Below are 25,006 nucleotides of genomic sequence, written 5' to 3'. Positions count from 1 at the left end.
ATCCCCGAATGTCCACCCTGCGGGGACGACCCGTGGTGCGCCGGTTCCCTAGCGTTGTCGACGTGACGACAGCGGTTCGAGCCGCTTCCCGCCACCGCCGGTGCGAATCCGCCCGGCGCCGATGAGCTACCTGGGAGAACGCCATGCTCCGCACGTTCAAGGCATCCGCTGCGGCCGTCCTGTGCTGCACCGTCGTCGGCGTGGGGATCGCTGGCGCACCGGCCGCCTCGGCGGACGAATGGGACCCCTTCGCGAAGACCGACGCCGAGAGCTGGGACCCCTTCGCCGGGCGCAAGGCCGACCCGTTCGTCGGCACCAAGAAGATCAAGGTCGAGGGCAAGCAGGTGAACGTGTCCTGCGCGGGCCGCCAGGGGCGGGGCGAGCCGGTCGTGGTGCTGCTGCACGGCGCCGGTGACGGGGTGGAGAAGCTGGCGGCGCTGCAGAAGACGCTGAGCGGCAGGAACCGGGTCTGCTCCTACGACCGGCTCGGCGCCGGGGCGAGCGACCAGCCCGACGGCCCGCAGAGCTTCGCGAGCACCGGGAAGATCCTGTCCGGGGTGCTCGACCGGATCGCCGGTGACGCGCCGGTCGTGCTGGCGGGGCACTCGCTGGGCGGGCTGATCGCCGCCAGGTACGCCCCCGAGCACCGCGACCGGGTCAAGGGCCTGGTGCTGATGGACGCCACCCCGTCCACCATGATCGCCGACCTCAAGAGGGCCATCCCGGCCTCCGCCACGGGCCCGGCCGCCGAACTGCGCGCCCAGAACCTGGCCATCTTCTCGGGGCAGAACCCGGAGAAGCTGGTCATCCCCGACGGCAGGGTCCGTTCGGCCGGCCGGATCCCGGTCGAGGTGCTCAAGCACGGCAAGCAGTACCTCGCCGCCATCCCCACGTACGGGCCGAAGCTGGAGCGGGCCTGGTCCGCGGGCCAGCGCGCCTGGCTGAAGCTGTCCACCCGCAGCAGGCTGACCACGGCCACGAAGAGCGAGCACTACATCTACGTCGACCAGCCCGAGGTCGCCGTCAAGGCCATCCAGCGCGTCGCCGCCCAGGCCACCCGCCACCGCTGACCGGGCGCGGGCCGCATCCCCCAGACCGCCGCCGCAGGGCCGCCCCCTGCGGCGGCTCTCGCCGTTACGCTCCCGCGCCGGCGATGTCGCCGCTCGTGACGACGACTGCGATCACGTACGGCGTCACGTACTCCCAGAAACCGGCAGGAACAGGCCGGCGAGGTCGTCGAAGGCGATCAGGAGGACGGCGCCGACCAGCCCGGCCGGCACCGCCAGGGCGAGCCCGGCCCCGGTCACGGGCCCGCCGATGAACGCCAGCGCCACCGTACCCACCCCGACCACGAGCAGCAGCAGCCCGTTCCGGACCAGATGCACGGGACCGAGCGGCGTCACCGACGCGCCGAAGCACCGGCACGGCTCGCGCCGCCCCCCGCGCAGGGAGAAGGCGATCCACGCGGAGAACGCGACCAGCAGCCCCCCGCCGGCGGCCAGCCCCGCCCACGGAAGCACGGCCAGGCCGGCCGCCGCGACGACCTCCACGACCGCCGTCGCCAGCGCGACGGGGAGCCGGATCGGGCCGGGCAGAGCCCCCAGCGTGGCGGCGAAGGACCGCAGCGCGGCACGGCTGCGCAGCTTCGCGTACGCGGACACGACGAAGACCGTGGCGAGCAGGACCTGACACGCCACCAGCACGTGAACCATGACCTCAGATGCTCTCCCGGCCCGCTAGCGCGCCACTAGCGCGGCCCGGGTAATACGTTGGGCGTTCCAACCCCGAGTCCCCCGGCGGAGTTGTTCACGTACATGGACCGATACGAGGGGTTCCATGAGTTCGTGCACGCCCGGCAGCAGTCGCTGATGCGGACCGCGTACCTGCTCACCGGAGACCCCCACCTCGCCGAGGACCTGTTGCAGACGGTCTTCACCCGGGTCGCCTCCCACTGGGCGAAACTCGCCAAGGGCGGCAACCCCGAGGCCTACGCTCGCAAGGCCCTGGTGAACCAGACGATCTCGTGGCGCAGGCGCAAGCGGGCCGAGCTGCCGGGAGCCGAGCTCCCCGAGCCGGCCACGCCGGGGCAGCCGCACGACGAGGCGACCGTACGCCGGCTGGCCCTCCGCGACGCGCTGGCCAAGCTCACGCCGAAGCAGCGCGCGGTGATCGTGCTGCGCTTCTACGAGGACCGCTCGGAGCGGGAGACCGCCCGGCTCATGGGCGTCTCGATCGGCACCGTCAAGAGCCAGACCAGCTACGCGCTGGCCAAGCTGCGCGGGCTCACCCCCGAGGAGGTGTACCGATGAACGACATGTTGCGCGAGGACCTGCACGCGCTGGCCGAGCAGGCGCCCACCGTCGATCTGGCGGCGCGGGCGGTGCGGGGCGCGCGCAGGAGGCGCACGACCCGGCTGGCCGTGCTGACCGGCGCCGTGCTGACCTGCCTGGCCGTGGTGGGAGGCGGAGTCATGTCGGCGTGGCTTCGTCCGGCGCCCCCGATCGTGATGGCGCCGCCCGAGACGAACGTGCTGCCGCTGCCCGCCGACGGGGTCGAGCCGGTGCAGTACGCCTACCGGGCGGCCTGCTCCAGCGACCCCTGCGGGAAGACCCCCTGGCGGATCGTGACGAACCAGGGCGAAATCTACCGGCTCGGCGACGACCTGGCCGGGCCGTTGCAGGTCACGGCGGACGGCCGCAGGATCGCGTACTACAGCACGAAACACGGCCGGATCATCGTCCGCGACCTGGCGAGCGGCAAGACGTGGCGGTCGCCGCTGAAGCAGCCCGAGGAGGACTTCGAGGTCGAGTACGCGCTGCGCCTGTCGCCCGATGGGCTGCGGTTCATCGTGTCAGGATGGGGCGGCCGGCGAGAGCCGAACAAGCTGGTGGACGTGCGCCGCGGCACGGTGACCGACCTGGCCCGCGGATGGTGGCCGGTGAGCGTGGCGAACGGTTCCGGCCCCGTGGTGCTGGCCAAGCCGTACGACGACACCAGCCAGGTGTGGGTGCTCGGCCACGACCCGATCACCATCCCCGACTTCACCTACCACTACAGCGCCCTGGCGCCCGACGGACGCACGCTGGCCAGGGTGGGGCAGACCTACGACCGGGACCGGCGGCCGATGGTGCGGCCGGACGGATCCATCGTGACCATCGACGCCACGCGGGGCGGCCAGGAGCGCCGTATACCGGTCTCCGGGCTGCCGGAAGGGCAGTACGCCGCGCGGCTGGGCGGCTGGCTGAGCGCCACGGAGGTGACCCTCATGGCCGTCGCCGAGCCTGTGAACGTCACCTGGGGCGGTGCCAGGCGCCCGAGCCGGGGCGCCGTGGTGGTCTACGCGGTGGACGTGCGGACGGGCGCGAGCCGGGAGCTGTTCGCGCTGCCCCAGGACGTCGCCTTCTTGGTGCCGGGGCTGGTGTAGCCCCCCGCCAGTGGACTGACGGGCCCGCCATCCCCCGTACGAGCTACCGGGCGAAGCCCGTCACAGGGGGATGGCAGGTCAAACCCCGATCTCTAGTGTTTTTCTCACCGCGGAAACGCCGCGGAGACCTGATCGAGAGGAACACGATCGTGGCGTCCACGGAGCACCAGGAGACCCATCCGCAGGCCGGCCTGTCCACGACCCGGCGCCGGCTGCGTACCTTCCGCTTTCCCGTCCTGCTGGTCGCGCTGTTCGCCGTGATGACGGTGATCGCCGGGATCAACCAGCTCGTCGCGCCCGTCCCGGTGCTGGCACTGCCGGTGGGCGTCGGCCTGGCCGTCGCGGCGGTCGTCGCCTACCGCCGCCTCTCCGGCGCCGTCGAGCTCCGCCAGGACATCCCCGAACTGGACAAGGCGGACCGGCGGACCCGGCTGCGGCAGGGGACGCTGCTCGGGTTCGGGCTGTTCACCGGGCTGATGGCGCTGATCGCGGTGTTCGGCGGCTGGCAGGCCGTCTCCTGGGGCTCCTTCGGCGGCCTCCTCGGCGCCGCGGGCATGATGGCGAGCGTCGCCGTCGCCGAGGAGCTGCTGTTCCGCGGGGTCCTGTTCCGGATCATGGAGGAACGGCTCGGCACCGTGATCTCGCTGGTCGTGTCCATGCTGCTGTTCGGCGCGACCCACCTGGTGAACGTCAACGCCACGCCGTGGGGTGTGCTGTCCATCGCCCTGACCGGCGGAGCCATGACGACCGCCGCGTACGTCGCCACCCGCTCGCTGTGGCTGCCCATCGCCCTGCACTTCGCCTGGAACTTCACCCATGTCGGGATCTTCGGGGTCACGCTCTCCGGTTCGGACGCCCCGGTCCACGGCCTGCTGAACGTCACGCTGACCGGCCCGTCCGCGCTGACCGGCGGTATCTTCGGCCCCGAGGCCAGCCTGCTCGCCCTGGTGGTCTGCCTGGTCCCCACGATCGTGCTGCTGCGGCGGGCCAAGCGCGCCGGCCAGATCCGGCCCCGCCGCCGTACCGGCTCCTCGTGAAGCGCGACCGATGCCCTTCGTGAGACACCGTTGGCGAAATAGATCATGAAGCGGCGGCCCCGTGATCACATCCGTGATCACGGGGCCGCCGGCGTTCAAGGAGCTGACTTTCGTAGGGGGTGCCGGGTGACGATCGGCAGCTGAGTCGGATCCCGCCCTGCTCACCCTCACCTACGCGATCTTCGCGCTGGGGGCGGGGATGGGCGCCTCCATCCCCGGCGTGCTGGTCACCGGCCTGCTCCGCGTGGCCTTGGTCCCGCTGGGCGTGCGGATGCTGCGGGACCGGACGACGGCCCCGGCCGGACGTCCGAAGGTGTTGAGCTGGTGAAAACCCGGGGGCGTCAGCCGGGTGCGACGGCGCGCCGTACGGACTCCCTGAGCAGGTCGCGGCGCCGCTCGTGCACCTCGGCGGGCTCCTCGTCCGAGGCCGCGTAGACGTTGCTCACCGGCGACCAGGCCATGGACATCGCGATGACCAGCGCCATCAGATCGAACGGATCCCCCTGCCGCACCCGCCCCGCCGCCTGGGCCTCGGCGATGGCGCGCAGCTTGTGGTCGTCGAGGCGGTCGTGCTCCGCCACGAGGTGACCGGTCGGCCGGCGCTCCAGACGGGCCCAGGTGGCCAGCCGGATGAGATCAGGGCGGCGCAGGTATTCGTCGTAGAGGCGCACGGCCCAGTCGGCGAGGTCGGCGGCGTCGATGGGGACGACGTTGACGATCCGTTCCAGCGAAGCGAAGAAGATCGCATCGAAGAGCCGCTCCTTGTTGCCGAAGTAGCCGTAGAGCTGGGCCTTGTTGGTACGCGCCGCGGCCACGATCCGCTCGATGCGGGCCCCGGCGATGCCGTACTGGGCGAACTCCTGGGTGGCCACGTCGAGGATGCGCTGGTACGTCGCGGCGCCGCGCGCGGTCAGGGGCTGGTCCGCCATGGTCGTCCACGCTACCAGACAGAACAGTTTGTTTGCTTTCAGCGGCCGAGCGTGCCTACGATCCAATAAACCGAACAGTCTGTTTGAGGAGAACGTTGTGCGTACGACGACCGGATGGCGGCTGAACGGCCCGGCGACGCTGCGGCGCACCGAGCTGAAACGGCGCGACCTGCGCCCCGACGACCTCGCGGTCCGGATCGACTACTGCGGCGTCTGCCACAGCGACCTGCACGCGATCCGTCACCACGACAGCTCCGCCGGCGAGCCCCTGGTGCCGGGCCACGAGTTCACCGGCGTGGTGACCGAGACCGGGTCGGCGGTCACCCGCTTCGCCCCCGGCGACCCCGTCGCGGTCGGCAACATCGTCGACTCGTGCGGCGAGTGCGCCATGTGCCGGGCGGGCCAGGAGAACTTCTGCCGCGCCTTCCCGACCCTCACCTACGGCGGCACCGACCGGCAGGACGGCTCCACCACGCTGGGCGGCTTCTCTCGCGAGTACGTCGTCCGCGAGGGCTTCGCCCACCCGCTTCCGCCTGGCCTCGACGCGGCCGCCGCCGCCCCGCTCCTCTGCGCCGGCGTCACCGTCTGGGAGCCCCTGCGCGCCCTGGGCGTGGGCCCGGGCAGCCGGGTCGCAGTGGCGGGGCTGGGCGGCCTCGGGCATCTCGCGGTCAGGATGGCCGTGGCACTCGGCGCCACGACCTCGGTCATCAGCCGTTCGGCCGGCAAGGCCGGCGACGCCCGCAGGCTCGGCGCTCAGGGGTTCGTCGTGTCCACCGACCCCGCTCAACTGGCCGCCGCGCGCGACACGTTCGACGTCGTGATCGACACCGTCTCGGCCCCCCACGACCTCGGCCCGTACCTGCGGCTGGTCGCCATGGACGGCACGCTCAGCCACCTCGGCCACCTGGGGCCGGTCACCGTGGACACCATGGACCTGCTCGTCGGGCGCAAGAAGCTCAGCTCCGCCGGCAGCGGCGGCCGCCCCGCGACCGCCGCCATGCTGGAGTTCTGCGCCGAGCACGGCATCACGGCCGAGATCGAGCTGCTGCCTTCGGCACGGGTGAACGAGGCCCTCGACCGGCTCGGCCGCAACGACGTCCGCTACCGCTTCGTCCTCGACCTGTCCGACCTGGACTGAGCGGACGGTCCGCCCGACCCGTGCGACATGGGCGGATCGTCCGGCCCGGTCACGAGGACGACTCTGTCACGAGGAGGACGCGGCGAGGTCGAGGGCGATGTCGGCGATCAGGTCCTCCTGGCCGCCGACCATGCCGCGCCGGCCCGCCTCGACGAGGATCGAGCGGGTGTCCAGGCCGTAGCGCGCCGCGGCCGCCTCGGCGTGGCGCAGGAAGCTCGAATAGACGCCGGCGTAGCCGAGGGTCAGCGTCTCGCGGTCGACGCGCACCTCGCGATCCTGCAGCGGCCTGACGAGGTCGTCGGCGGCGTCCATCAGCGGGAACAGGTCGCAGCCGTGATCGAGACCGAGCAGGTCGGCCACCGCGACGAACGCCTCGATGGGGCAGTTGCCGGCTCCGGCGCCCTGCCCGGCCAGGGAGGCGTCCACGCGGCAGGCGCCGTTCTCGACCGCGACCACGCTGTTGGCCACGCCCAGCCCCAGGTTGTGATGGGCGTGGATGCCGATCTGGGTCTCCGGCCGAAGAACGTCCCGGTACGCGCGGACCCGGTCCCGTACGCCGTCCATGGTGAGCCGCCCGCCCGAGTCGGTCACGTAGACGCAGTGCGCGCCGTAGGACTCCATGAGCCTGGCCTGCGCGGCGAGCTGGGCCGGCTCGGCCATGTGGGACATCATCAGGAAGCCGGCCACGTCCATGCCCAGCTCGCGGGCGGCACCGATGTGCTGGGCGGAGATGTCGGCCTCGGTGCAGTGCGTGGCGATCCGGACCGAGCGGATGCCGAGCCGGTGCGCCTGGCGCAGGTCGTGCAGGGTGCCGATGCCGGGCAGCAGCAGGGTGGTCGGCACGGCCCGCCGGGTGACGTCGCAGACCGCCTCGATCCACTCCCAGTCGGTGTGCGCGCCGACCCCGTAGTTGATGCTCGAACCGGACAGTCCGTCGCCGTGCGCGATCTCGATGGCGGCCACGCCCGCCGCGTCGAGCGCGGCGGCGATCGAGCGCGCCTGCTCGACGGTGTAGCGGTGCCGGATGGCGTGCATGCCGTCCCGCAGCGTCACGTCCTGGAGATAAAGGTCCGTGATCAGCTGGCCGGTCGAAGGCCGGTTCGTCGGCTGGTCCGTCATGAGCTGCTCTCCTTGCGGTGGGCGGCGATCCGCTCGGCGGTCCGCAGGGCGGCCGAGGTCATGATGTCCAGGTTGCCCGCGTAGGCGGGCAGGTAGTGCGCGGCACCCTCGACCTCCAGGAACACCGACACCTTGATCGCGCCGCCGGGCGCGCCGGCCGGGATCAGCCGGTGCAGCGGGTCGTCGGCGGCGACGGTCTCGAACTGCACCTTCTGCTTGAGCCGGTAGCCGGGCACGTACGCCTGCACCCGCCCCACCATCGCCTCGACCGACGCGGTGATCGCTTCGGCGTCGGCGTCGGAGACGAGGCAGTGGACGGTGTCACGCATGATCAGCGGCGGCTCGGCCGGGTTGAGCACGATGATCGCCTTGCCCCGCGCCGCGCCCCCGACCCGCTCGATCGCCGACGCCGTGGTCTCGGTGAACTCGTCGATGTTGGCCCGCGTGCCCGGCCCCGCCGAACGGGAGGAGATCGAGGCGACGATCTCGCCGTAGTGCACCGGGGTGACCGCGCCGACCGCCGCCACGATCGGGATCGTGGCCTGGCCGCCGCAGGTGACCATGTTGACGTTCGAGGCGTCCAGGTGCTCGTCCAGGTTGACCGGCGGCACGACGTACGGCCCGAGCGCCGCCGGGGTCAGGTCGATGACGGTGCGGCCCAGGGGGCGCAGGACCTCGTCGTGGCGGCGGTGCGCGCCGGCCGAGGTCGCGTCGAAGACGTACTCGACCTCGGCGAACTCGTCCAGCCGGACGAGGCCGTCCACGCCCTCGTGCGTCGTGGCGACCCTGAGGCGGCGCGCCCTGGCCAGCCCGTCGGACTGGGGGTCGATGCCGGCCATGGCGGCCAGGCCGAGCCGGTCCGACAGCCGCAGCACCTTGATCATGAGGTCGGTGCCGATGTTTCCCGAGCCGATGATCGCCACCTTGGCGAGCCCGCTCATGCCGCCTCCCCGAAGCGGGCGGTGACGGTGCCCAGGCCGGAGATGCGCGCGGTGAAGACGTCGCCGGGCACGGCGGGGACCATGGGGCCCAGGGCGCCGGTGAGGACGACGTCGCCTGCGCGCAGGGGTTCGCCGCGGCGGGCCAGCGTCGAGGCCAGCCAGGCCGCGGCGTTGAGCGGGTCGCCCAGGCAGTCGCGGCCGGTGCCTTCCGAGACCAGCTCAGCGCCCCGGTACATCCGCATCGAGACGTCCGCCGGTTCGACGTCCTCGATGGAAAGCTGGTCGTCGCCGAGGACGAACAGCCCGGAGGAGGCGTTGTCGGCGACCGTGTCGACGATCGTGATGTCCCAGCCGGCGATCCTGCTGTCCACGATCTCCAGCGCGGGCCGGACCGAGGCCGTCGCCGCACGCACGTCGGCCGGGGTGCAGCCGGGACCGGTCAGGTCGGCGCCCAGGATCAGCGCCACCTCCGCCTCGATCTTGGGCTGGAGCAGCCGCCCGGCCGGTACGGAGCCGCCGTCGGCCAGCGCCATGGAGGCGAACAGCGCCCCGAAGTCGGGCTGGTCCACCCCGAGCTGGCGCTGCACGGCCGGCGAGGTCAGGCCGATCTTGCGTCCGGTGAGGCGGTGGCCGGCCGCGAGCAGCCGCTCGTTGTTGAGCCGCTGGACGTCGTAGGCGGCGTCGACGTCGCCGTCGGCGAACAGGTCGCGGATCGGCGGGCACGGCGTGCCGGTGGCGGTCGCGGTGGCGAGCAGGTCCGCGGCCTTCTGGACGGTGGCGCTCATCGTGGCTCCCGGCGCGAGCGGGTCGAGGGCATCGGCGGACCTCCGAAGGGGTGGCTGTGAACGTCCCAGGTATAGGCGGCGGAGCGGGCGTGTGCCAAAGTTCGTTCCGTGCAACAGAACAGCCCACCTGTGAACATGCTGGACAAGGCCATGTCCATCCTGGACGTCTACCGCCCGGACGGCGGCTCGTTCCGCCTGACGGAACTCGCCGCCAGGGCAGGGCTGGCCAAGACCACGGCTTTCCGCCTGATCGGCGACCTCGTCCGGCTCGGCCTGCTGGAGCGCGACGGGGAGCGCTACCGGCTCGGCGGCACGCTGTTCGAGCTGGGCTCGCTCGTCCCGCGCCGGCACGACCTGCGCGAGAGCGCGCTGCCGTTCCTCCAGGACCTGTTCGAGAGCACCCGCCAGACCGTGCACTTCGGGATCCGCGACGATCGTGACGTCGTCTACCTGGAACGCATCCACGGTCACGACGCCGTCCCCCTGCCGTCCCGGATCGGCGGCCGGCTGCCGCTCACGTGCACCGCGATCGGCAAGGCCCTGCTCGCGTTCTCCGGGCCTGAGCTGGCGGACGCGATCCTGGCCGCGCCGCTGCCGCGGCTGACTCCGTACTCGGTCACCGATCCGTTCCGGCTGCGTACGGCGCTGGAGCAGACCCAGGTGTCCGGGCTCGCGTACGAGGAGCAGGAGGCGGCGCTCGGGATCAGCTGCATCGCCGCGCCGGTGTTCGCCGGTGCGGGCGAGCCCGTCGCGGCGCTGTCGGTGGCGGTGCCGCGCGAGCACTTCCGGCCGGCCCACCTCGCCCCGGCGGTGCGTACGGCCGCGCTCGGGCTGTCCCGCACGCTGCGCCGGAGCTGATTTCCAAAAGGTAGAACGTTCGGTCTTGACGTCCGGGCGGCCGGCCGTCATGATGTTTGGAGGGAGAACGTTCGGTCTTGCAAGGAAGGAACCGCGACATGAGCCAACCCCTTTACACCGGCATCGCCACCTCCACCGGTGACGGCAGGGCGGGAGGAACCGCGCGGACCGACGACGGCCTGCTCGACGTCACCCTGGCCATCCCGAAGGAGATGGGCGGCCCCGGCGGCGCGACCAACCCGGAGCAGCTGTTCGCGGCGGGCTGGGCCTCCTGCTTCCACTCGGCGCTCAAGGCCGTGGCCGCGCAGCGGAAGACGCCGATCACCGACTCGGCGGTCATCGCCGAGGTGCAGGTGCTCCCGGCCCCGGAGGGCGGGTTCACGCTCAGCGCCGCCCTGCACGTCGAGCTGTCCGGCGTGGACCAGGCAACGGCGGACGCGCTCGTCGACGGCGCCCACGCGATGTGCCCCTACTCCAACGCGACGCGCGGCAACATCCCGGTCACCCTGGACGCGACCGTCGCCTGAACCCCGGTGGCCGGGCCGTTGCGGACCCCTTCGGCCCGGCCACCGGCTCCACCCCGCGCTCTGTGATCATCGTTTGGGTGCCGCCGTCCGAGCGGATCTATCATGGCCGCATGGTCAGGGATTCCGGCTCCGCGCCGGCCGCTGCCGGTCTGAGCAGCCGCGAGGTCATCTTGAACGCGGCGCGCACCCTCATCGGCGAAAAAGGCTACGACGGCATGGCCATCTCCGACCTGTGCGCACAGTCGGGGCTGCCGCCCAGCTCGATCTACTACCACTTCGGCAACAAGCTCGGCGTCCTCGCGGCGCTCCTTGAGCGCACCTTCGACGAGCTGCACGCGCTGTTTCCCAATCCGTCCTCGTTCGACGACCTCGCGCCGCTGGAGCGGCTCGAAGCGTGGTTCTCGGCCGCGTGCCGCTCGCTCGACCGGCGGCCCGACTACCTCCGGCTGCTCGTCGCGATCAGCGTCGGGCCGCAGAAGGACGCGGAGGTGGTGCGCAAGACCGTGCGCCGCATCCGCGACTACGCCCACGCGTCCTGGGTCGACGCGCTCACGCCCATCTTCGCGCCCGAGGGCGGCGAGGCCGCCGAGGCCCTCGTCCAGCGGCTGGCCGTCCTCGGCCGCGCCCTGACCGACGGTCTGTCGGTGACCAACAGCTTCGACGAGATGTCCTACAGCTCGCAGGTCACCCCGTTCGTCGCGCTGGTCCGCGGCCTCGCGGAGCACCGCGACGGCGCGCAGCGGCTCTTCGACGACAGCGAGGCCTGACCTCAGGAAATCCGCATCGAAGTCACTCTTGATAACACTGCCGAAATTTGTATAGTGAACGCTACATACACCAGCTGGGAGGCGGCGGAGTGACGAGCACACTAGATGTCGGTGACCTGCGCCTGGCCTACACCGAGGCCGGCGCCGGCGCCCCGGTCGTGTGGCTGCACGGCTCAGGGCCGGGCGCCACCGGCATGAGCAACTTCGGCGGCAACCTGCCCGCCTTCGACGACTACCGCAACATCGTGATCGACCTGCCGGGCTGGGGAGACACCCCGCGGCCCGAGCTGGACGAGCCGCTGATCTTCCACGCCGCGGAACGGGTGTGCCGGGCCATGACGGCGCTGGGGATCGAGCGGGCCCACCTGGTCGGCAACTCCTACGGCGGCGCCGTGGCGATGCGGATCGCGATGCTCCACCCGGAGCGCGTGGACCGGCTCGTTCTCATGGCGCCGGGCGGAGTCCTCCCCGCGGACGCGCCGCCCTGGCCCGTCGGCCTGGACCGCCTCTTCGCCTACATGGCCGCGGCCAAGCCGTCACGCGAGGCCATGGCCGAGTTCGTCCGGCTCATGGTCTACGACGAGAGCCTCGCGACCGAGAAGCTCATCGACGAGCGCTACGAGGCGAGCCTGCGCGCCCACCCCGAGCTGCCGATTCCCCCGAACTTCGGCGACCTGACCCACGACCTGGGCCTCATCGCCGCCCCCACGCTGCTCGTGTGGGGCAGGGAGGACCAGACCGTCCCCCTGACCTGGGCGCCCAAGATCCTCGACGGGATCCCGGACGCGGAGCTGCGCGTGCTGCCGCACTGCCGGCACTGGGTCCAGTACGAGCGCGCGCCCGAGTTCAACCACATCGTCCGCGAGTTTCTGCAGGGCGGAGCAGCCGCCGCATCGGAGGGATGACACACCGTGGGTATCAGGAAGCTGGGCTACGTCGGCCTCAACGTCACCGACGTCGAGGCGTGGACCGACCTGCTCGGCCGTACTCTGGGGATCGGCGTCACCCTCGCCAAGTCCGGCACCGACGAGGTCGCCCTGGCCGAGCTCGACGAGTTCAAATACCGCGTGGCCCTCTATCCGTCCGCCGAGGACAGCCCGCGCGAGCTGGGCTGGATCGTCGACACGCCGGGCGAGCTCGACCGGCTCACCCGGCGGCTCACGGACGCCGGCTTCCCCGTCGCGGAGGGCACCGCGGAGGAGAGGGAGCTGCGCGGCGCCACCCACCTGCGCTGGTTCACCGACCCGGTCGGCTACCGCGTGGAGCTCGCGGTCGGTGAGGCCAAGGTACGCATCGCCGCCGCCCGCCCGCCCGGCGGTCCCGGCACGACCGGTCTGGGGCACTTCGTCCTGGCCAGCCCCAAGCTTCAGGAGCTGCGCGAGCTGTACGAGTCGGTGCTGGAGTTCAAGCTGACCGACTACCGCGCCCCCGGCCTGTTCTTCTTCCGCTGCAACCGCACCCACCACAGCATCGCCCTGGCCGGCGCGGAGACGGCGTCCATCCATCACCTGGAGTTCGAGCACGGTTCGATCGACGACGTCGGCCGGGCCTACGACCGGGCCAAGGGGAACGACGTCCCGATCTCCATCAGCCTCGGCCGGCACATGAACGACAAGGCGATCTCCTTCTACGTACGCAACCCCAGCGGCTTCCACCTGGAGATCGGCTGCGCGGGCATCGAGGTGGGCGAGGACTGGGTCCCGCACGACTTCGGCCGCCCGGACGTCTGGGGACACCACCACGCCGACGCCAACCCCTTCGCCGCACCGAAGTCGTGACCCGGCCGGCCCCGCTCACCGAGCGAGCCGTCCACACCGCTGACCGCGACGCGGCCTGACGCTCATCCCCGCCGGTGGGCACGGGCGCCCCTGACGCCCTCGGCACCGCCGGCGCACCCCCACAGTTGTAGAGCGAACGCTACATCCATAGCCTGCGGCGCCCTCATGGGCGCCGGTCCAGGCTTCCTCGGGGGCTTTTCGACCATCGCGCAACCAAGCGAGGTTTCCCTTGAACGTTCTCGAGCAGGTCAAGAACTCACCGATGAGTCCCGCCCAGATCAGGGCGGTCGCGCTGTGCCTCGTGATCAACCTGGTGGACGGGTTCGATCTCCTGGTGACCTCCTACGTCGGGCCGACGATCACCCGCGAGTGGGGCCTGTCCTCCTCCGGCGTGGGCGTCCTGCTGAGCGGCGGGCTGGCCGGCATGGCCATCGGCGCGCTCTTCCTGGCGCCGCTCGCCGACCGCATCGGCCGCCGCCGGCTCACCCTCATCTGTCTCGCCCTGGCCTCGGCCGGCATGCTCGCCGCGGCCCTCACCCAGGACTTCAACCAGCTTCTCGCCAGCCGCCTGGTGACCGGCGCGGCGGTCGGGGCGATGGCCGCCAGCCTGCCGGTGCTCACCTCCGAATTCGCGAACAACCGGCGTAGAGGGCTGGTCGTCGCACTGATCACCACCGGGTACGGCCTCGGCTCGGTCATCGCCGGCGTCGCGGCCGGCCTGCTGATCGGCTCGTACGGCTGGCGCTCGGTCTTCGTCTTCGGCAGCGTCGTCACCGCCGCCCTCTTCCTGGTCGGCCTGCGTTACCTGCCCGAGTCGATGGACTACCTCGTCGCCCGCCGCCCCGCCAACGCGCTGGAGCGGTTCAACCGGCTCATGGTGTCGATGGGACGCGCCCCCGTCGAGACCCTGCCGGCCCCCGCGTCCCCGTCGGGGTCGGGGTCGGGCAAGGTGGCGCTGGAGTCGTTGTTCCGCGGCAGCAACGCGGTCAGGACCGTGCTGGTCTGGGTGGCGTTCACCATCGCGCAGCTGGTCTTCTACTTCGGCAGCTCGTGGACGCCCAGCCTGTTGCTGAAGGCGGGCATGTCCAACCAGCAGGGCATCAGCGGCGGCGTGCTGTTCAGCCTCGGCGGCGTCACGGGCGCGATCCTGCTGGGCGTGCTGGCCTCCCGGTTCGAGCCGCGCCGGCTGACGGCGGCGTACTTCGTGGCCGGCGCGCTCATGCTCATCCTCTTCTCGTTCTCGCTCGGCACGCTGGCCACCGCGCTGGTCGTGGCGGTGCTGGTCGGGCTGTTCCTGAACGGCTCGGTGTCCGGGATCAACGTCATCGTGCCGAGCCTCTACCCGGCCGAGTCCCGTGCGACGGCGCTCGGTCTGGCCGTCGCGGTGAGCCGGCTCGGCGCCGTGCTGGCGCCGCTGATCGCCGGATTCCTGCTGGAGGCCGGCTGGACCCCGGGATCGATGTTCCAGGTCTTCGCGATCCCGGGCCTGATCGGAGCCGCCGCCGTGTTCCTGCTCACCCGGTTCCGGCGTACGACCGAGGACGCTACGCCCGAGCCCAGGGCGGCGGTGGCCGAAGCATGATGACGGAGCAGGCGGGCGCGCGACCCGTTCTCGTGCTGCTGCACGGCGGCGGGCCGGGGGTGGACGCGGCGAGCAACTGGGTGGCGGTGCGGACCAGGCTCTCGGCCGGGTTCCGCTGCCTCGCGCCCGACCTGCTCGGCTTCGGCACGCAGGTCACCGGCGACGGGACGGCCGGCCTCCTGGGGCCGGCGGCGTGGGCGGACGCCCGCGCCCGGCAGGTCCTCGCCCTGCTCGACCACCATGGCCTTGACCGCGTGCACGTCGTCGGCAACTCGGCCGCCGGCGGCGCGGCGGCCCTCGCCCTCCTCGCCGCGGCGCCCGACCGGGTCGGGCGGGCGGTGCTCATGGGCGGCGCGGGCACGGGACCGTTGCCGCGTACCGTCCCCTTCTACGACGAGCCGACGAAGGCGTCCATGCGCGCCACCCTCGCCCGCCTGGTCGCCGACGAGAACGCGCACCGCGACCTCCTCGACGACCTGGCCGGCCTACGGCTGGAGCAGGCCCTGCGCCCCGGCGCCGAGGCGGCCTTCCGATCGATGTTCGCCGAGGTCGCGGGCGGTCCGCCGCCCGTCGATGCCGGTACTATCGCCACCCCGGTCCTCGCCCTGCACGGGGAGCGGGACCGGGTCCAACCGGTGGAGGTCTCCGAGCGGCTCGCCGCAGCCTTGCCCCACGGCCGCCTTGAGGTGGTGACGGGGGCGGGGCACTGGATCCACGTCGACCGGCCGGATGAGTTCTGCACCCTGGTAGGGGAGTTCCTGAGCGCATGACACCGCAACCCACCACCCCCGATGAGCCGGCCGTCCTCGTCGTCGGCGCCGGACCCACCGGTCTGACCCTCGCGATCGACCTCGCCAGGCGCGGCGTGCCGTGCCACGTCGTGGAGGCCACGGAGGAGCGGAGCGTCAACCCCCGGTGCAACACCACCTCCGCCCGGTCGATGGAGATCTTCCGGCGGCTCGGGCTGGCCGACGACATCCGCCGGGCCGGACTGCCGGAGGACTATCCGACCTCGATCCAGTACCGGACGAGCCTGCGCGGCGAGCAGATCTTCCGCATCGACCTGCCGTCGGCCGGCGACGTGCTGGCCGGTGCCGGCCGGGACGGCTGGCCCACGCCGGAGCCGCAGCACCGCATCTCGCAGCTGTTCCTCGAGCCCATCCTGGAACGGCACGCGAGCCGGCACCCTTTGATCACCCTCGACCGGGGCACCCGGCTGGTGGAGCTGCGGCAGGACGACGACCACGTGGAGGCGGTGGTGGAGTCCGGCGGCACCCGCCGCACCCTCCGCCACGCGTACGTGATCGGCTGCGACGGGGCCCACAGCGCCGTCCGGCGCGCGCTCGGCATCCGGTACGAGGGCGTCGACGCCATCCAGCGGTTCGTGTCCACCTTCGTCCGCTCGCCCGAACTGGGCCGGCTGGCGGCCAAGGACCGGGCGTGGACGTACTGGACCTACGGCCGCCGACCCGCCGCGCTGATCGCCATCGACGGCGGCGAGCTCTGGCTCAACCACGCCGCCTTCCCGCCCGATCACGACACCGAGGCCGAGGACTCCCAGCGGTTACTGGAGGAGGCCGCGGGCGGCCCGGTCGAGCACGAGGTGCTCGGCGTCGTGCGCTGGACCGGACGCAAGCTGGTCGCCCAGCGCTACCAGGACGGCCGGGTGTTCCTGGCCGGCGACGCCGCCCACATCTGGATCCCCGTCGGCGGGTTCGGCATGAACGCCGGCATCCAGGACGCGGCCACCCTGGGCTGGATGCTGGCCGCCGTGCATCACGGGTGGGCGCCGCCCGCGCTGCTGAGCGCGTACGAGCTGGAGCGCAAGCCCGTGGGGGAGCAGTTCGCCGGCGCCGTGGGGGCGGCGGCGCGCAAGTCGTTCGCGGACGTCTCGCCGGACATCCACCTGCCGGGCCCCGAAGGCGAGAAGGCCCGCGCCGAGCTGGCCGAGCGGCTCGCGATCACCGAGCCGCACCGGTACTCGCCCGACGGCTTCAGCTTCGGCTACCACTACGCCGGCTCGCCCCTCGTGGCCGGCGGGGAGGAGCAGGCGGCCATCACCATGGGCGACTACCAGGAGCGGGCCAGGCCCGGGTTCCGGCTGCCGCACGTCTGGCTAGCCGACGGCCGCTCGGCGCTCGACGTGCTCGGGCCCTGCTTCACCCTGCTGCGCACCGACCCAGCGATCGACGTCATCCCCTGGACGGAGGCCGCTGGGGACCTCGGGATCCCCCTCACCGTGGCCGACCTGCCCGGCGACCACCCCGAGCGCTATCCCACCGCACTGCTGCTCGTACGCCCTGACCAGCACGTCGCCTGGATGGGCGGCGCGGGCGCCCGCCCCCGCGAGCTCCTGCACACGGTCACCGGGCGCGTCATCGCCCACCAGCGGTAAAGATCACCAGGAGAAACGCACATGCCATACGCACTGGGCATCGATGTGGGCGGCACGTTCACCGACGCCGTCGCCTCCGACGGGGCCGGCCGCATCGTGTCGGCCAAGACGCCGACGACCCCGCCGAACCGCGAGGTCGGCGTCATGCGCGCGATCGAGGACCTCGCCGGCGAGCTGGGCATCGGCGTCGGCGAGCTCCTGTCGCAGACCGACTACATCGCCCACGGCACCACGGCGTCGATCAACGCCCTGGTCCAGGGGCAGGTGGCCGACGTCGGGCTCATCGCCACCAAGGGACACAGGGACGCGATCTACATCATGAACGCCGAGGGCCGCACGCTCGGCCGCTCGGCCCACGAGATCCAGGACACGCTGCGGCAGCGCAAGCCCGCGCCGCTGATCCCGAAGTACCGGGCGCTCGAAGTGACCGAGCGGATCGACTACGCGGGAACGGTCCTGGTGCCGCTGGACGAGGACGAGGTCCGCCAGGTCACCCGCACCCTGGTGGCGCAGGGGGTCGAGGCCATCGCCGTCTGCCTGCTGTGGTCGTTCAAGAACGGCGCCCACGAGCAGCGGGTCCGCGAGCTGATCCACGAGATCGCCCCCGACATGTACGTCACGCTCTCCTCCGAGGTCAGCCCGCGCATCCGCGAGTTCGCCAGGACCTCGACGACGATCATGAACGCCCAGGTGGGGCCGCGGCTGCGCACGTACCTGCTGCCGCTGCAGAAGCAGTTGGAGGAGCGCGGGCTCAAGGGGCCGCTGCTGGTCATGCAGAGCGAGGGCGGCACCATCACCGCCGACCGGGCGCCCGAGCACGCCATCACCACGGTCGGCTCCGTCCTGTCCGGCGGCGTCGTCGGCGGCATGCGCCTGGCCGAGCAGCTCGGGCACCGCAACGTCATCACCACCGACGTCGGCGGCACGACGTTCCTGGCCGGGCTGATCGTGGACGGGGAGCCGGTCATGGCGCCCGGCTCGATCGTGAACCAGTTCCCGATCAACGCGGCGACGATCCGGGTGCACACCATCGGCTCGGGTGGCGGCGCGCTCGCGTCCGTGGACGAGGGCGGCAACCTGCGGCTCGGCCCGCGGAGCGCGGAGGCCGTCCCCGGGCCCGCCTGCTACGGCAACGGCGGCACCCGGCCCACGAACACCGACGCCAACCTGGTGCTCGGCATCCTGGGCGAGCGCGGGCTGCTCGGCGGGCGCAAGCCGCTGCGGCTGGACCTGGCGCGCGAGGCGATCCGCGAGCACGTGGCCGAGCCGCTCGGCCTCACCGTCGAGGAGGCCGCCATCGCCATCCACGAGGTGCAGAACGCGCAGGCCGGAGACCTGCTGCGCCGGGCCGTCGTGCAGGCGGGACACGACCCCCGCGACTTCGTCGTCTACGCCTTCGGCGGAGCTGGGCCGGCCCACTGCGCCGGCTACTGCCAGGACCTGGGCGTCAGCGAGGTCGTCGTGCCGCTCGGCCCGGTCGCATCCGCCTTCTCCGCGTACGGGCTGGCCGCCTCGGACGTCGTGCTGAGCGCCGAGCTGTCCGACCCGTCGTCGTTCCCCGTGCATCACGCGGTGCTGGAGTCGCACTTCGCCCGGCTGGAGGCCGACCTGCAGCGCGGCCTCGACCAGCAGAAGGTGAAATTTCATGAGGTGACGCTGCAGCGCGAGGTCGATCTGCGCTACTCGATGCAGGTCACCGAACTCGCCACGGCCGTCCCCGACGCGTTGTTCACCGAGCGCACCGGCGAGGAGATCCTCGAACGCTTCGAGAGGCAGTACGAGCGCATCAACGGCAGCGGCGCCGGTTACCGCGAGGCCGGCGTGCAGGCGATCACCTACCGCGTGCGCGCCAAGGCCGGGCTCGGCTTCCCCGTCGGGCTGCCGGAGATCCCCGCGGCCGACGGCCCCGACCCCTCCGCCGCGCTCGTCGAGGAACGTTCCGTCTGCCTCGACTCGCAGCTCGGCTACGTGGCCACTCCCGTCTACGACTACGCCCGCCTGCGCGCGGGCCACGAGCTCGTCGGCCCGGCAATCGTCGACGTGCCGACCACCGTGGTCGTCGTCCCCGCCGGCGTCACCGGCCGCGTCGACCGCCTCGGCAACCTCGTGCTGAGCTACCAGTGAGGACACGTTCCATGGCATCAAGGATCCCCGGGGCGGACGAGTTCACCAGCAGGCCCCTTCCCCGCGCCGAGCTGCTGCGGCAGATCTCGCCGGCGCTCGCCTTGCACCAGGTCGACGCTCTTGACGATCAGGTGGACGCCCTCACCTACGAGGTCGTCCGGCACCGGCTCTGGGCCATCACCCAGGAGATGGGCGAGACCCTGCGGCGGATGTCGGGCTCGCACGTCGTCACCGAGTCCAACGACTTCAACTTCTCCATCTGCGACGAGCTCGGCGAGCAGGTGCAGGTGGGCACGTACAACATCGGCCTGATCGGCTCGATGGACCTGGCCATCGTCTGGACGCTGCGCAACCGCAGCGACAACCCCGGCATCGCCGACGGCGACATGTTCCTCTGCAACGACCCGTGGATCGGCGGCGGGCTGCACCAGAACGACGCCGCGATCCTGGCGCCGATCTTCCACGAGGGCAAGCTGTTCGGCTGGACCACCGCCATCGCGCACCAGGTGGACCTGGGCGGGCCCCGGCCCGGCTCGTTCAGCCCGTCCGCGCAGGACGTGTTCGGCGAGGCCGTCCCGACGCCGCCGCTGAAGGTCGTGCGCGGTGGGGTGCTGCAACGGGACGTTGCCGACGCCTGGGTCCGGCGCTCGCGGCTGCCGCACCTGGTGGGTCTCGACCTCCGGGCCAAGATCGCCGCCAACAAGAACGCGGCCGAGCAGATCCTGCGGCTCATCGCCAAGTACGGCGCCGACACCGTCAAGATCGTCATGCGCCGGATGATGGACGACGCCGAACGCCGGCTGCGGGCCAAGCTGGAAACCCTGCCCGACGGCACCTGGACCGCGGTCGGCTACCAGGAACAGTCGCAGACCGGCGACCGCGGCCTGCACGCGATCAAGGTCGCGATGACCAAGGAGGCCGACCGGCTCGTCTTCGACTTCCGCGGCACCGCCGGGCAGACCGGAATCATCAACTGCCCGTACCCGGGACTGCGAGCCGGGATCGTCTTCACCATGCTGCCCCTGCTGGCCGGGGACATCCCGTGGGCGGCCGGTGGGCTGATGCGCTGCTTCGAGATCATCACCGACGAGGACACGATCACCAACGCGTCCTTCCCGGCCGCGGTCGGCAAGGGGCCGTTCGGGCCGGCGTGGGGAGCGGGCAACCTGGTCGCCGAGGTGCTGGCCAGGATGCTGGACGCCGAACCCGGCCATCGTGGCGACGTACAGTCGATCTGCAACGGCACCACGGACCTGTGCGTCGTCTCCGGCGTCGACGAGCGCGGCGGCGGCGCCAAGGGCTTCGTCTCGCCCGTCTTCGACGTCATGGCCGGCGGCTACGGAGCCCAGGTGCACTACGACGGCGTCGACACCGGCGGCCGGCTCATCATCCCCTCCGCCCGGGCCCCTGACGTCGAGATGACCGAGTACCTCTATCCCCTCGTCGCCCTGTGGCGCCGCGAGCAGACCGACTCCGGCGGGCCGGGCCGGCAGCGGGGCGGGATGAGCGGCTCGGTCTGTTACGTCCAGCATCCTGCCCAGACGGGAACGATGTCGCTGGTCGTCTCCGGCACCGGCAAGGTCGCGAACCAGAACGTCGGCCTGGCCGGCGGCTACCCGGGCAACTCCCAGCTCGACCTGGTCGTACGCGGCATCGACACGCCCCAGCTCGCCCGGACGGCCACCATCCCCGCCGGCCTGGACGAACTCGGCGGCCGGACCGAGGTGCTGCCCTGCGAAGGGGAGTCGACCCTCGGCGTCGGAGACGCCCTCTACCTGCACTGGCAGGCGGGCGGCGGCTACGGCGACCCGCTGCTGCGGCCCGCTGGGCAGGTCGGGGAGGACGTGCGCCAGGCCCGCGTCTCGGTGCGGGCGGCTCGGGACGTCTACGGCGTCGTGCTCGACGAGGACGGCGAGGTGGACCCGGCCGCGACCGACGAGACCCGCTCGAAGCTGCGGCACCGCCGCGCGTCCGACGCCGGCCTGTCCGGCACGCGGCTCACCCCGATCGGCGCGCCCGATCTGACCACGGCCCGCCGCCTCGACGACAACCTCGCCGTCGTGGAGTCACCGTCCCCTTCTCCGGACGGCGGAACAGTGGTCTGCGTCCACTGCGGCACGTGGATCGGGCCCCTGGCGGGCGGCGCGTTCGTCACGGGCCTGGCCCGCCGCGACGCGCCCGTGTCGGAGGCGGGCCCGCACATCTGGCCCGACCCCGGGGAGTACGTGGACGCGGAGGTCGTCTTCCGGCAACTGTTCTGCCCCGGCTGCCTGACGGCGGTGCACTCGCGTGTCGTCCCGGTCGATCATCCTCTGCCCGCCGACGAGTACCGGAGCTGGACGTGAGCCCGGCCGCGTATGGTTCGGGAGCGGAGGCGCCGGCCCGCCACCACTGATCAGGTCTGAGCGGCCCAGCTGTTCGCGCATCACCATGCCGCGGCACGGGCCGCTCAGCCATGGTCCTTCAGCCCGGTTGCTCACTCCGTCGTCGCGGCCAGACCCCTGCCTGGCCGGACGTGGCCTCAAGCCCGTCGCGCTCACTCTCCCGCGGCTCCCAGTCCCCAAAGGGAAAGATCACCGCCCGCCAGCACAGCTTGATGAGCAGGATCTCGCCATAGAGCGGAATGAGACCCAGCAGCGAATCACGCAGCCGGTAGGACGTGAACCGGGACAACAACCCGATCCCCGCGACAATGAACAGTCGCAGGGCCGCCAACTGCACCGTGTCCGCAAGATAAGGGACCTCTCCCGGGGGCGTCAGCGTTGACAGGACGTCCACATATTCACGTTCGAGTATCCGCCTACGAAGATGACCGTAACCAGCAGCACCGCTCCAGGCCACCGCACCGTCTGCCTTCTCCGCACCGCCCGTCCGCCATTCCCACAACCGTTTCCTCCGCTCACGACGACAACGCGGGCAAAGCCATTGGGCGGGTGGAGCGCATAAGCCCGAGTGATCATCCCATACGAGGGCCGCGGGGTCACCTATCGCGGTCGGTCCAACGCGTCCAGATCCCCCTCCATGGTGACGACCACGATCCACGATCGGTCCTCGGCGAGGAAATAGTGGTGCTCCGGTATTTCGAGCAGCGCGGCCAGGACCGCAAGGGCGTTCTCATCGGTGAAGCACACGCCATAAGGCGAGAGCGAGTCGCCGACGTGTTCGACCACGGAGCCGGGCCGCAAGCGCCGCCGCACCTCTGCCGCCGCCCTGGCGGCCGGTCGCTGGTCGTCGGCGATTCTCCAGTGCGCATGCCTGCCTTCGACGCGCCCCCAGGCGATCTTGGACCCGTGGGCCGGAAAGTGACGGCTGATCCATCCGAAAACGACTGACTCGTCGCGACGCTCCAGTTCGTCGAGCGGCGGCACGGCATAAACGGCTTCCCAGTGATTGTCGCTCAGCGGGATTGCACCTCGACTTCCATGGGCGAGGTGCTCGACCGGTCATGAACCCAGACCTCCACCGTCCGCCCGGCATGCGCCTTGCTGACGCCCGCGACACAGTAGGAACAATCGTCGGTAGGCGCGTCCCGCACCTCCCACTCGTTCTCGCGGAACGGCTCCAGCAACTGATACCCCGGCACGGCGCGACCCGCTTCGAAGAGAGGGTACGCATCGCTGGAGCCCGCATCGCAGCCATTGTTCTCGGTCATGGTCCGGGTCACCTCGGGCGGCAGCAATCCTTCCACAGCGCTTCTGAGCTCCGCGGTTTCTTTCGCTGCCGTGTCAATACATGCAGCCGTTGTTGAAACGCCGCCGTCGCCGCTCAGACCGCACCCGGCGGACGCGATCGCGACGCCCAGCAGAACAGCGAGGAGCATTCGCGGCCGTGCGTGCATGCGTTTCCTCCCGGAGCGCGACTCGTACGCCGCGAGATTCCCCGCGATCTTCCGCGAACGTACACGAACGGCACCGCCTGAAACAGCGCTCTTCGGAACAGCAGGTCGTCAGGCTCTTCGGAACAGCAGATCGTCAGCGCCCGCGCCGCAGGGCGCGGCCGGAGAGCTGCCCGGTGGGTACGCCGTCCGCGAGCGCGGGACGCCCGTTGACCACCACGTGCCGGACCCCGGTCGCGTACCGGTGCGGCTCCTCGTAGGTCGCGTGGTCGCCCACTGTCTCCGGGTCGAACACCACGATGTCGGCGTACTTGCCCGGCGCGAGCAGCCCGCGATCCCGCAGGCCGAGGTTGCCCGCCGGCAGGCTGGTCATCCGGCGCACCGCCTCGCCGAGGGTGAGCAGGGACTGCTCGCGTACGTACCGGCCGAGAATGCGGGCGAACGTCCCGTACGCCCGGGGATGGGTGGGCACGTCGGCGTACGGCGCCTCGGTGGCGAAGGTCGGCGCGTCGGAACCGACGGACACCCACGGGTTGCGCAGCGCGGTGCGCAGCGTCTCCTCGCTCATCATGAAGTACATGGCGTGCAGCGTCGGCTCCAGCTCGACCAGCCGCAGCAGCATCTCCACCGGGTCGATGCCGTGCTGGTCGGCCGCCTGCCGCAGACTGAGCCCGCGATACTCGACCGCCGGCCCGTTCGGGTCGGGAAGCAGCATGACGCCGTCCGCGCCGCCCGCGGCCAGGTAGAGGTTCTCCCAGCGCTCCGAGGGGGTCGTCACGGCCGCACGGATGCGGGCCCGTTCGGCCGGATCGGCCAGCCGGGCCGCGAGAGCTTCGTGGCCGCCTTCGTGGAAGTCCGGCGGGATCGAGGAGCCGAGCTGGGTCTGCCCGGCGAGATAGGGGTAGACGTCGGCGGTCACCGGCTGCCCCGCCGCCCGGGCGGCCTCGACGCGCTCGACGGCCCGCGCCATCTTCGGCCAGTTGTGCCGTCCCGCGGCCTTGAGGTGATAGATCTCCGCGTGCACCCCGGCTCGGCGGCCGATCGTGATCAGCTCGTCCACGGCGTCCAGGAAGTGATCGCCCTCGCTGCGCAGGTGCGAGACGTACGTGCCGCCGTACCGGGCGACGACCTCGCAGAGCGCGACCAGCTCGTCCGTGGAGGCGAAACAGCCCGGCGGGTAGATGAGCGCCGACCCGATCCCGAGGGCACCGTCGGCCAGCTCCTCGTCCAGCACGCCGCGGACACGGGAGAGCTCGGCCGCGGTCATCGGCCGGTCATCGGAGCCCGCCCCGATCATGCGCAGGTTGTGCGCGCCGACGAAACTCGCCACGTTCTGCGCGACCCCCTTGCCTTCGAGATGGGCGAGGAACTCCGACAGCCGGTCCCACACCAGCGGCGGATCGTCCGGCGCGTTGCCCGCTTCGAGCTCCGCCCGCACCTCAGGGGTGTGCGGCCCGATCGAGGTGCCCTCGCCGAAGACCTGCGTGGTGACGCCCTGGTAGAGGTCGGACAGGCCGCGGCCGTCCTTCTCCAGGGTGAAGTACGCGTGGCTGAGCACGTTCACGAAGCCAGGCGCGACCACCAGCCCGGTCGCGTCGAGCACCGGCACGCCGTCGAGTTCGCCCACACCGGGGCTTACGGCGGTGATCCGGTCACCCTCGACCAGAACGTCGGCCACCCGGCCGGGGCCGCCGCTGCCGTCATGAACCGTGCCACCGCTGATCACCAAGGTCGTCGTCATACCAGCATCCTGCGACGACGACACCG

25 protein-coding genes are annotated in these 25,006 nt (G+C 71.7%); 16 read left to right on the top strand and 9 right to left on the bottom strand.

The window, feature by feature from the left end; translation table 11 throughout:
• Positions 1 to 143: 143 nt before the first annotated feature.
• Positions 144 to 1,070, top strand: a complete 927-nt coding sequence (locus ABFX54_RS04310; RefSeq protein ID WP_346101570.1) for an alpha/beta fold hydrolase — start codon at positions 144 to 146, stop codon at positions 1,068 to 1,070.
• Between the two features lie 123 nt (positions 1,071 to 1,193).
• Here the strand turns inward: ABFX54_RS04310 and ABFX54_RS04305 are convergent, their stop codons facing one another.
• Complete coding sequence (locus tag ABFX54_RS04305; protein WP_346101569.1) at positions 1,194 to 1,712, bottom strand: MauE/DoxX family redox-associated membrane protein; 519 nt, start codon at positions 1,710 to 1,712, stop codon at positions 1,194 to 1,196.
• A 102-nt stretch (positions 1,713 to 1,814) separates the two neighbouring features.
• Here ABFX54_RS04305 and ABFX54_RS04300 point away from each other — a divergent pair, with 102 nt between their 5' ends.
• The 4 genes from ABFX54_RS04300 to ABFX54_RS04285 all read left to right on the top strand — a co-directional run bounded on the left by ABFX54_RS04300 (position 1,815) and on the right by ABFX54_RS04285 (position 4,789).
• Positions 1,815 to 2,309 (top strand): SigE family RNA polymerase sigma factor, encoded by a 495-nt coding sequence (locus ABFX54_RS04300; protein ID WP_346101568.1) that lies wholly within the window; start codon positions 1,815 to 1,817, stop codon positions 2,307 to 2,309.
• Entirely contained in the window at positions 2,306 to 3,424 is a 1,119-nt protein-coding gene (locus ABFX54_RS04295) for a hypothetical protein (protein ID WP_346101567.1), read from the top strand. Before ABFX54_RS04300 ends, ABFX54_RS04295 begins: the two co-directional genes overlap by 4 nt.
• 149 nt (positions 3,425 to 3,573) lie before the next feature.
• Positions 3,574 to 4,461: a CPBP family intramembrane glutamic endopeptidase gene (locus tag ABFX54_RS04290; protein WP_346101566.1), complete on the top strand. Its 888-nt coding sequence runs from the start codon at positions 3,574 to 3,576 to the stop codon at positions 4,459 to 4,461.
• 199 nt (positions 4,462 to 4,660) lie between these two features.
• Positions 4,661 to 4,789, top strand: a complete 129-nt coding sequence (locus ABFX54_RS04285; protein WP_346101565.1) for a hypothetical protein — start codon at positions 4,661 to 4,663, stop codon at positions 4,787 to 4,789.
• A 13-nt stretch (positions 4,790 to 4,802) separates the two neighbouring features.
• Here ABFX54_RS04285 and ABFX54_RS04280 read toward each other — a convergent pair whose 3' ends face one another.
• Positions 4,803 to 5,390 carry a TetR/AcrR family transcriptional regulator gene (locus tag ABFX54_RS04280; RefSeq protein ID WP_346101564.1) on the bottom strand — a complete coding sequence of 196 codons (588 nt, stop codon included), beginning with the start codon at positions 5,388 to 5,390 and terminating at the stop codon, positions 4,803 to 4,805.
• Positions 5,391 to 5,487: 97 nt separating this feature from the next.
• On the opposite strand from ABFX54_RS04280, the gene ABFX54_RS04275 reads away from it, so the two are divergent.
• The gene (locus ABFX54_RS04275; RefSeq protein ID WP_346101563.1) at positions 5,488 to 6,528 is read left to right on the top strand and encodes an NAD(P)-dependent alcohol dehydrogenase; all 1,041 of its coding nucleotides are present in this window, start codon (positions 5,488 to 5,490) and stop codon (positions 6,526 to 6,528) included.
• 66 nt (positions 6,529 to 6,594) lie between these two features.
• On the opposite strand, the gene dmpG is transcribed toward ABFX54_RS04275, so the two are convergent.
• From dmpG to ABFX54_RS04260, 3 genes are read right to left on the bottom strand one after another with little or no spacing between them, the layout of a single operon-like run.
• Positions 6,595 to 7,647 carry a 4-hydroxy-2-oxovalerate aldolase gene (gene dmpG / locus ABFX54_RS04270; protein WP_346101562.1) on the bottom strand — a complete coding sequence of 351 codons (1,053 nt, stop codon included), beginning with the start codon at positions 7,645 to 7,647 and terminating at the stop codon, positions 6,595 to 6,597.
• Positions 7,644 to 8,588: an acetaldehyde dehydrogenase (acetylating) gene (locus tag ABFX54_RS04265; protein WP_346101561.1), complete on the bottom strand. Its 945-nt coding sequence runs from the start codon at positions 8,586 to 8,588 to the stop codon at positions 7,644 to 7,646. The genes dmpG and ABFX54_RS04265 overlap by 4 nt, the downstream gene beginning before the upstream one ends.
• The gene (locus tag ABFX54_RS04260; RefSeq protein WP_346101560.1) at positions 8,585 to 9,373 is read right to left on the bottom strand and encodes a 2-keto-4-pentenoate hydratase; all 789 of its coding nucleotides are present in this window, start codon (positions 9,371 to 9,373) and stop codon (positions 8,585 to 8,587) included. The genes ABFX54_RS04265 and ABFX54_RS04260 overlap by 4 nt, the downstream gene beginning before the upstream one ends.
• A gap of 108 nt (positions 9,374 to 9,481) precedes the next feature.
• Between ABFX54_RS04260 and ABFX54_RS04255 the strand changes: the two genes are divergently transcribed.
• The 10 genes from ABFX54_RS04255 to ABFX54_RS04210 all read left to right on the top strand — a co-directional run bounded on the left by ABFX54_RS04255 (position 9,482) and on the right by ABFX54_RS04210 (position 21,749).
• Entirely contained in the window at positions 9,482 to 10,231 is a 750-nt protein-coding gene (locus tag ABFX54_RS04255) for an IclR family transcriptional regulator (protein ID WP_346101559.1), read from the top strand.
• Positions 10,232 to 10,329: 98 nt separating this feature from the next.
• Complete coding sequence (locus ABFX54_RS04250; protein ID WP_346101558.1) at positions 10,330 to 10,758, top strand: organic hydroperoxide resistance protein; 429 nt, start codon at positions 10,330 to 10,332, stop codon at positions 10,756 to 10,758.
• A gap of 110 nt (positions 10,759 to 10,868) precedes the next feature.
• Positions 10,869 to 11,525, top strand: coding sequence for a TetR/AcrR family transcriptional regulator (locus ABFX54_RS04245; protein WP_346101557.1), 657 nt, complete (start codon positions 10,869 to 10,871; stop codon positions 11,523 to 11,525).
• Between the two features lie 89 nt (positions 11,526 to 11,614).
• Entirely contained in the window at positions 11,615 to 12,430 is an 816-nt protein-coding gene (locus tag ABFX54_RS04240; RefSeq protein ID WP_346101556.1) for an alpha/beta fold hydrolase, read from the top strand.
• Positions 12,431 to 12,436: 6 nt separating this feature from the next.
• On the top strand, positions 12,437 to 13,303 hold the full coding sequence (locus tag ABFX54_RS04235; protein WP_346101555.1) for a VOC family protein: 867 nt from the start codon (positions 12,437 to 12,439) through the stop codon (positions 13,301 to 13,303).
• A gap of 229 nt (positions 13,304 to 13,532) precedes the next feature.
• Positions 13,533 to 14,885 carry an MFS transporter gene (locus ABFX54_RS04230; protein ID WP_346101554.1) on the top strand — a complete coding sequence of 451 codons (1,353 nt, stop codon included), beginning with the start codon at positions 13,533 to 13,535 and terminating at the stop codon, positions 14,883 to 14,885.
• Positions 14,882 to 15,655 carry an alpha/beta fold hydrolase gene (locus ABFX54_RS04225; RefSeq protein WP_346101553.1) on the top strand — a complete coding sequence of 258 codons (774 nt, stop codon included), beginning with the start codon at positions 14,882 to 14,884 and terminating at the stop codon, positions 15,653 to 15,655. Before ABFX54_RS04230 ends, ABFX54_RS04225 begins: the two co-directional genes overlap by 4 nt.
• Positions 15,652 to 17,280, top strand: a complete 1,629-nt coding sequence (locus ABFX54_RS04220; protein ID WP_346101552.1) for an FAD-dependent monooxygenase — start codon at positions 15,652 to 15,654, stop codon at positions 17,278 to 17,280. Before ABFX54_RS04225 ends, ABFX54_RS04220 begins: the two co-directional genes overlap by 4 nt.
• A gap of 21 nt (positions 17,281 to 17,301) precedes the next feature.
• A complete protein-coding gene (locus ABFX54_RS04215) occupies positions 17,302 to 19,404 on the top strand; it encodes a hydantoinase/oxoprolinase family protein (RefSeq protein WP_346101551.1) in 2,103 nt (700 codons plus the stop codon).
• 11 nt (positions 19,405 to 19,415) lie between these two features.
• On the top strand, positions 19,416 to 21,749 hold the full coding sequence (locus ABFX54_RS04210; RefSeq protein WP_346101550.1) for a hydantoinase B/oxoprolinase family protein: 2,334 nt from the start codon (positions 19,416 to 19,418) through the stop codon (positions 21,747 to 21,749).
• 118 nt (positions 21,750 to 21,867) lie between these two features.
• Here ABFX54_RS04210 and ABFX54_RS04205 read toward each other — a convergent pair whose 3' ends face one another.
• The 4 genes from ABFX54_RS04205 to ABFX54_RS04190 all read right to left on the bottom strand — a co-directional run bounded on the left by ABFX54_RS04205 (position 21,868) and on the right by ABFX54_RS04190 (position 24,980).
• Positions 21,868 to 22,182: a hypothetical protein gene (locus ABFX54_RS04205; RefSeq protein ID WP_346101549.1), complete on the bottom strand. Its 315-nt coding sequence runs from the start codon at positions 22,180 to 22,182 to the stop codon at positions 21,868 to 21,870.
• Positions 22,183 to 22,388: 206 nt separating this feature from the next.
• Entirely contained in the window at positions 22,389 to 22,772 is a 384-nt protein-coding gene (locus ABFX54_RS04200; protein ID WP_346101548.1) for a hypothetical protein, read from the bottom strand.
• A 29-nt stretch (positions 22,773 to 22,801) separates the two neighbouring features.
• Positions 22,802 to 23,242 (bottom strand): hypothetical protein, encoded by a 441-nt coding sequence (locus tag ABFX54_RS04195; protein ID WP_346101547.1) that lies wholly within the window; start codon positions 23,240 to 23,242, stop codon positions 22,802 to 22,804.
• Between the two features lie 133 nt (positions 23,243 to 23,375).
• Positions 23,376 to 24,980 carry an N-acyl-D-amino-acid deacylase family protein gene (locus ABFX54_RS04190; protein WP_346101546.1) on the bottom strand — a complete coding sequence of 535 codons (1,605 nt, stop codon included), beginning with the start codon at positions 24,978 to 24,980 and terminating at the stop codon, positions 23,376 to 23,378.
• Positions 24,981 to 25,006 lie beyond the last annotated feature (26 nt).

It is taken from the genome of Nonomuraea maheshkhaliensis, from assembly GCF_039529435.1.
Classification (GTDB): Bacteria; Actinomycetota; Actinomycetes; order Streptosporangiales; family Streptosporangiaceae; genus Nonomuraea; species Nonomuraea maheshkhaliensis.
The sequence above is the reverse complement of the archived record's forward strand: the minus strand, read 5'-3'. Positions and strand labels throughout refer to the sequence as shown.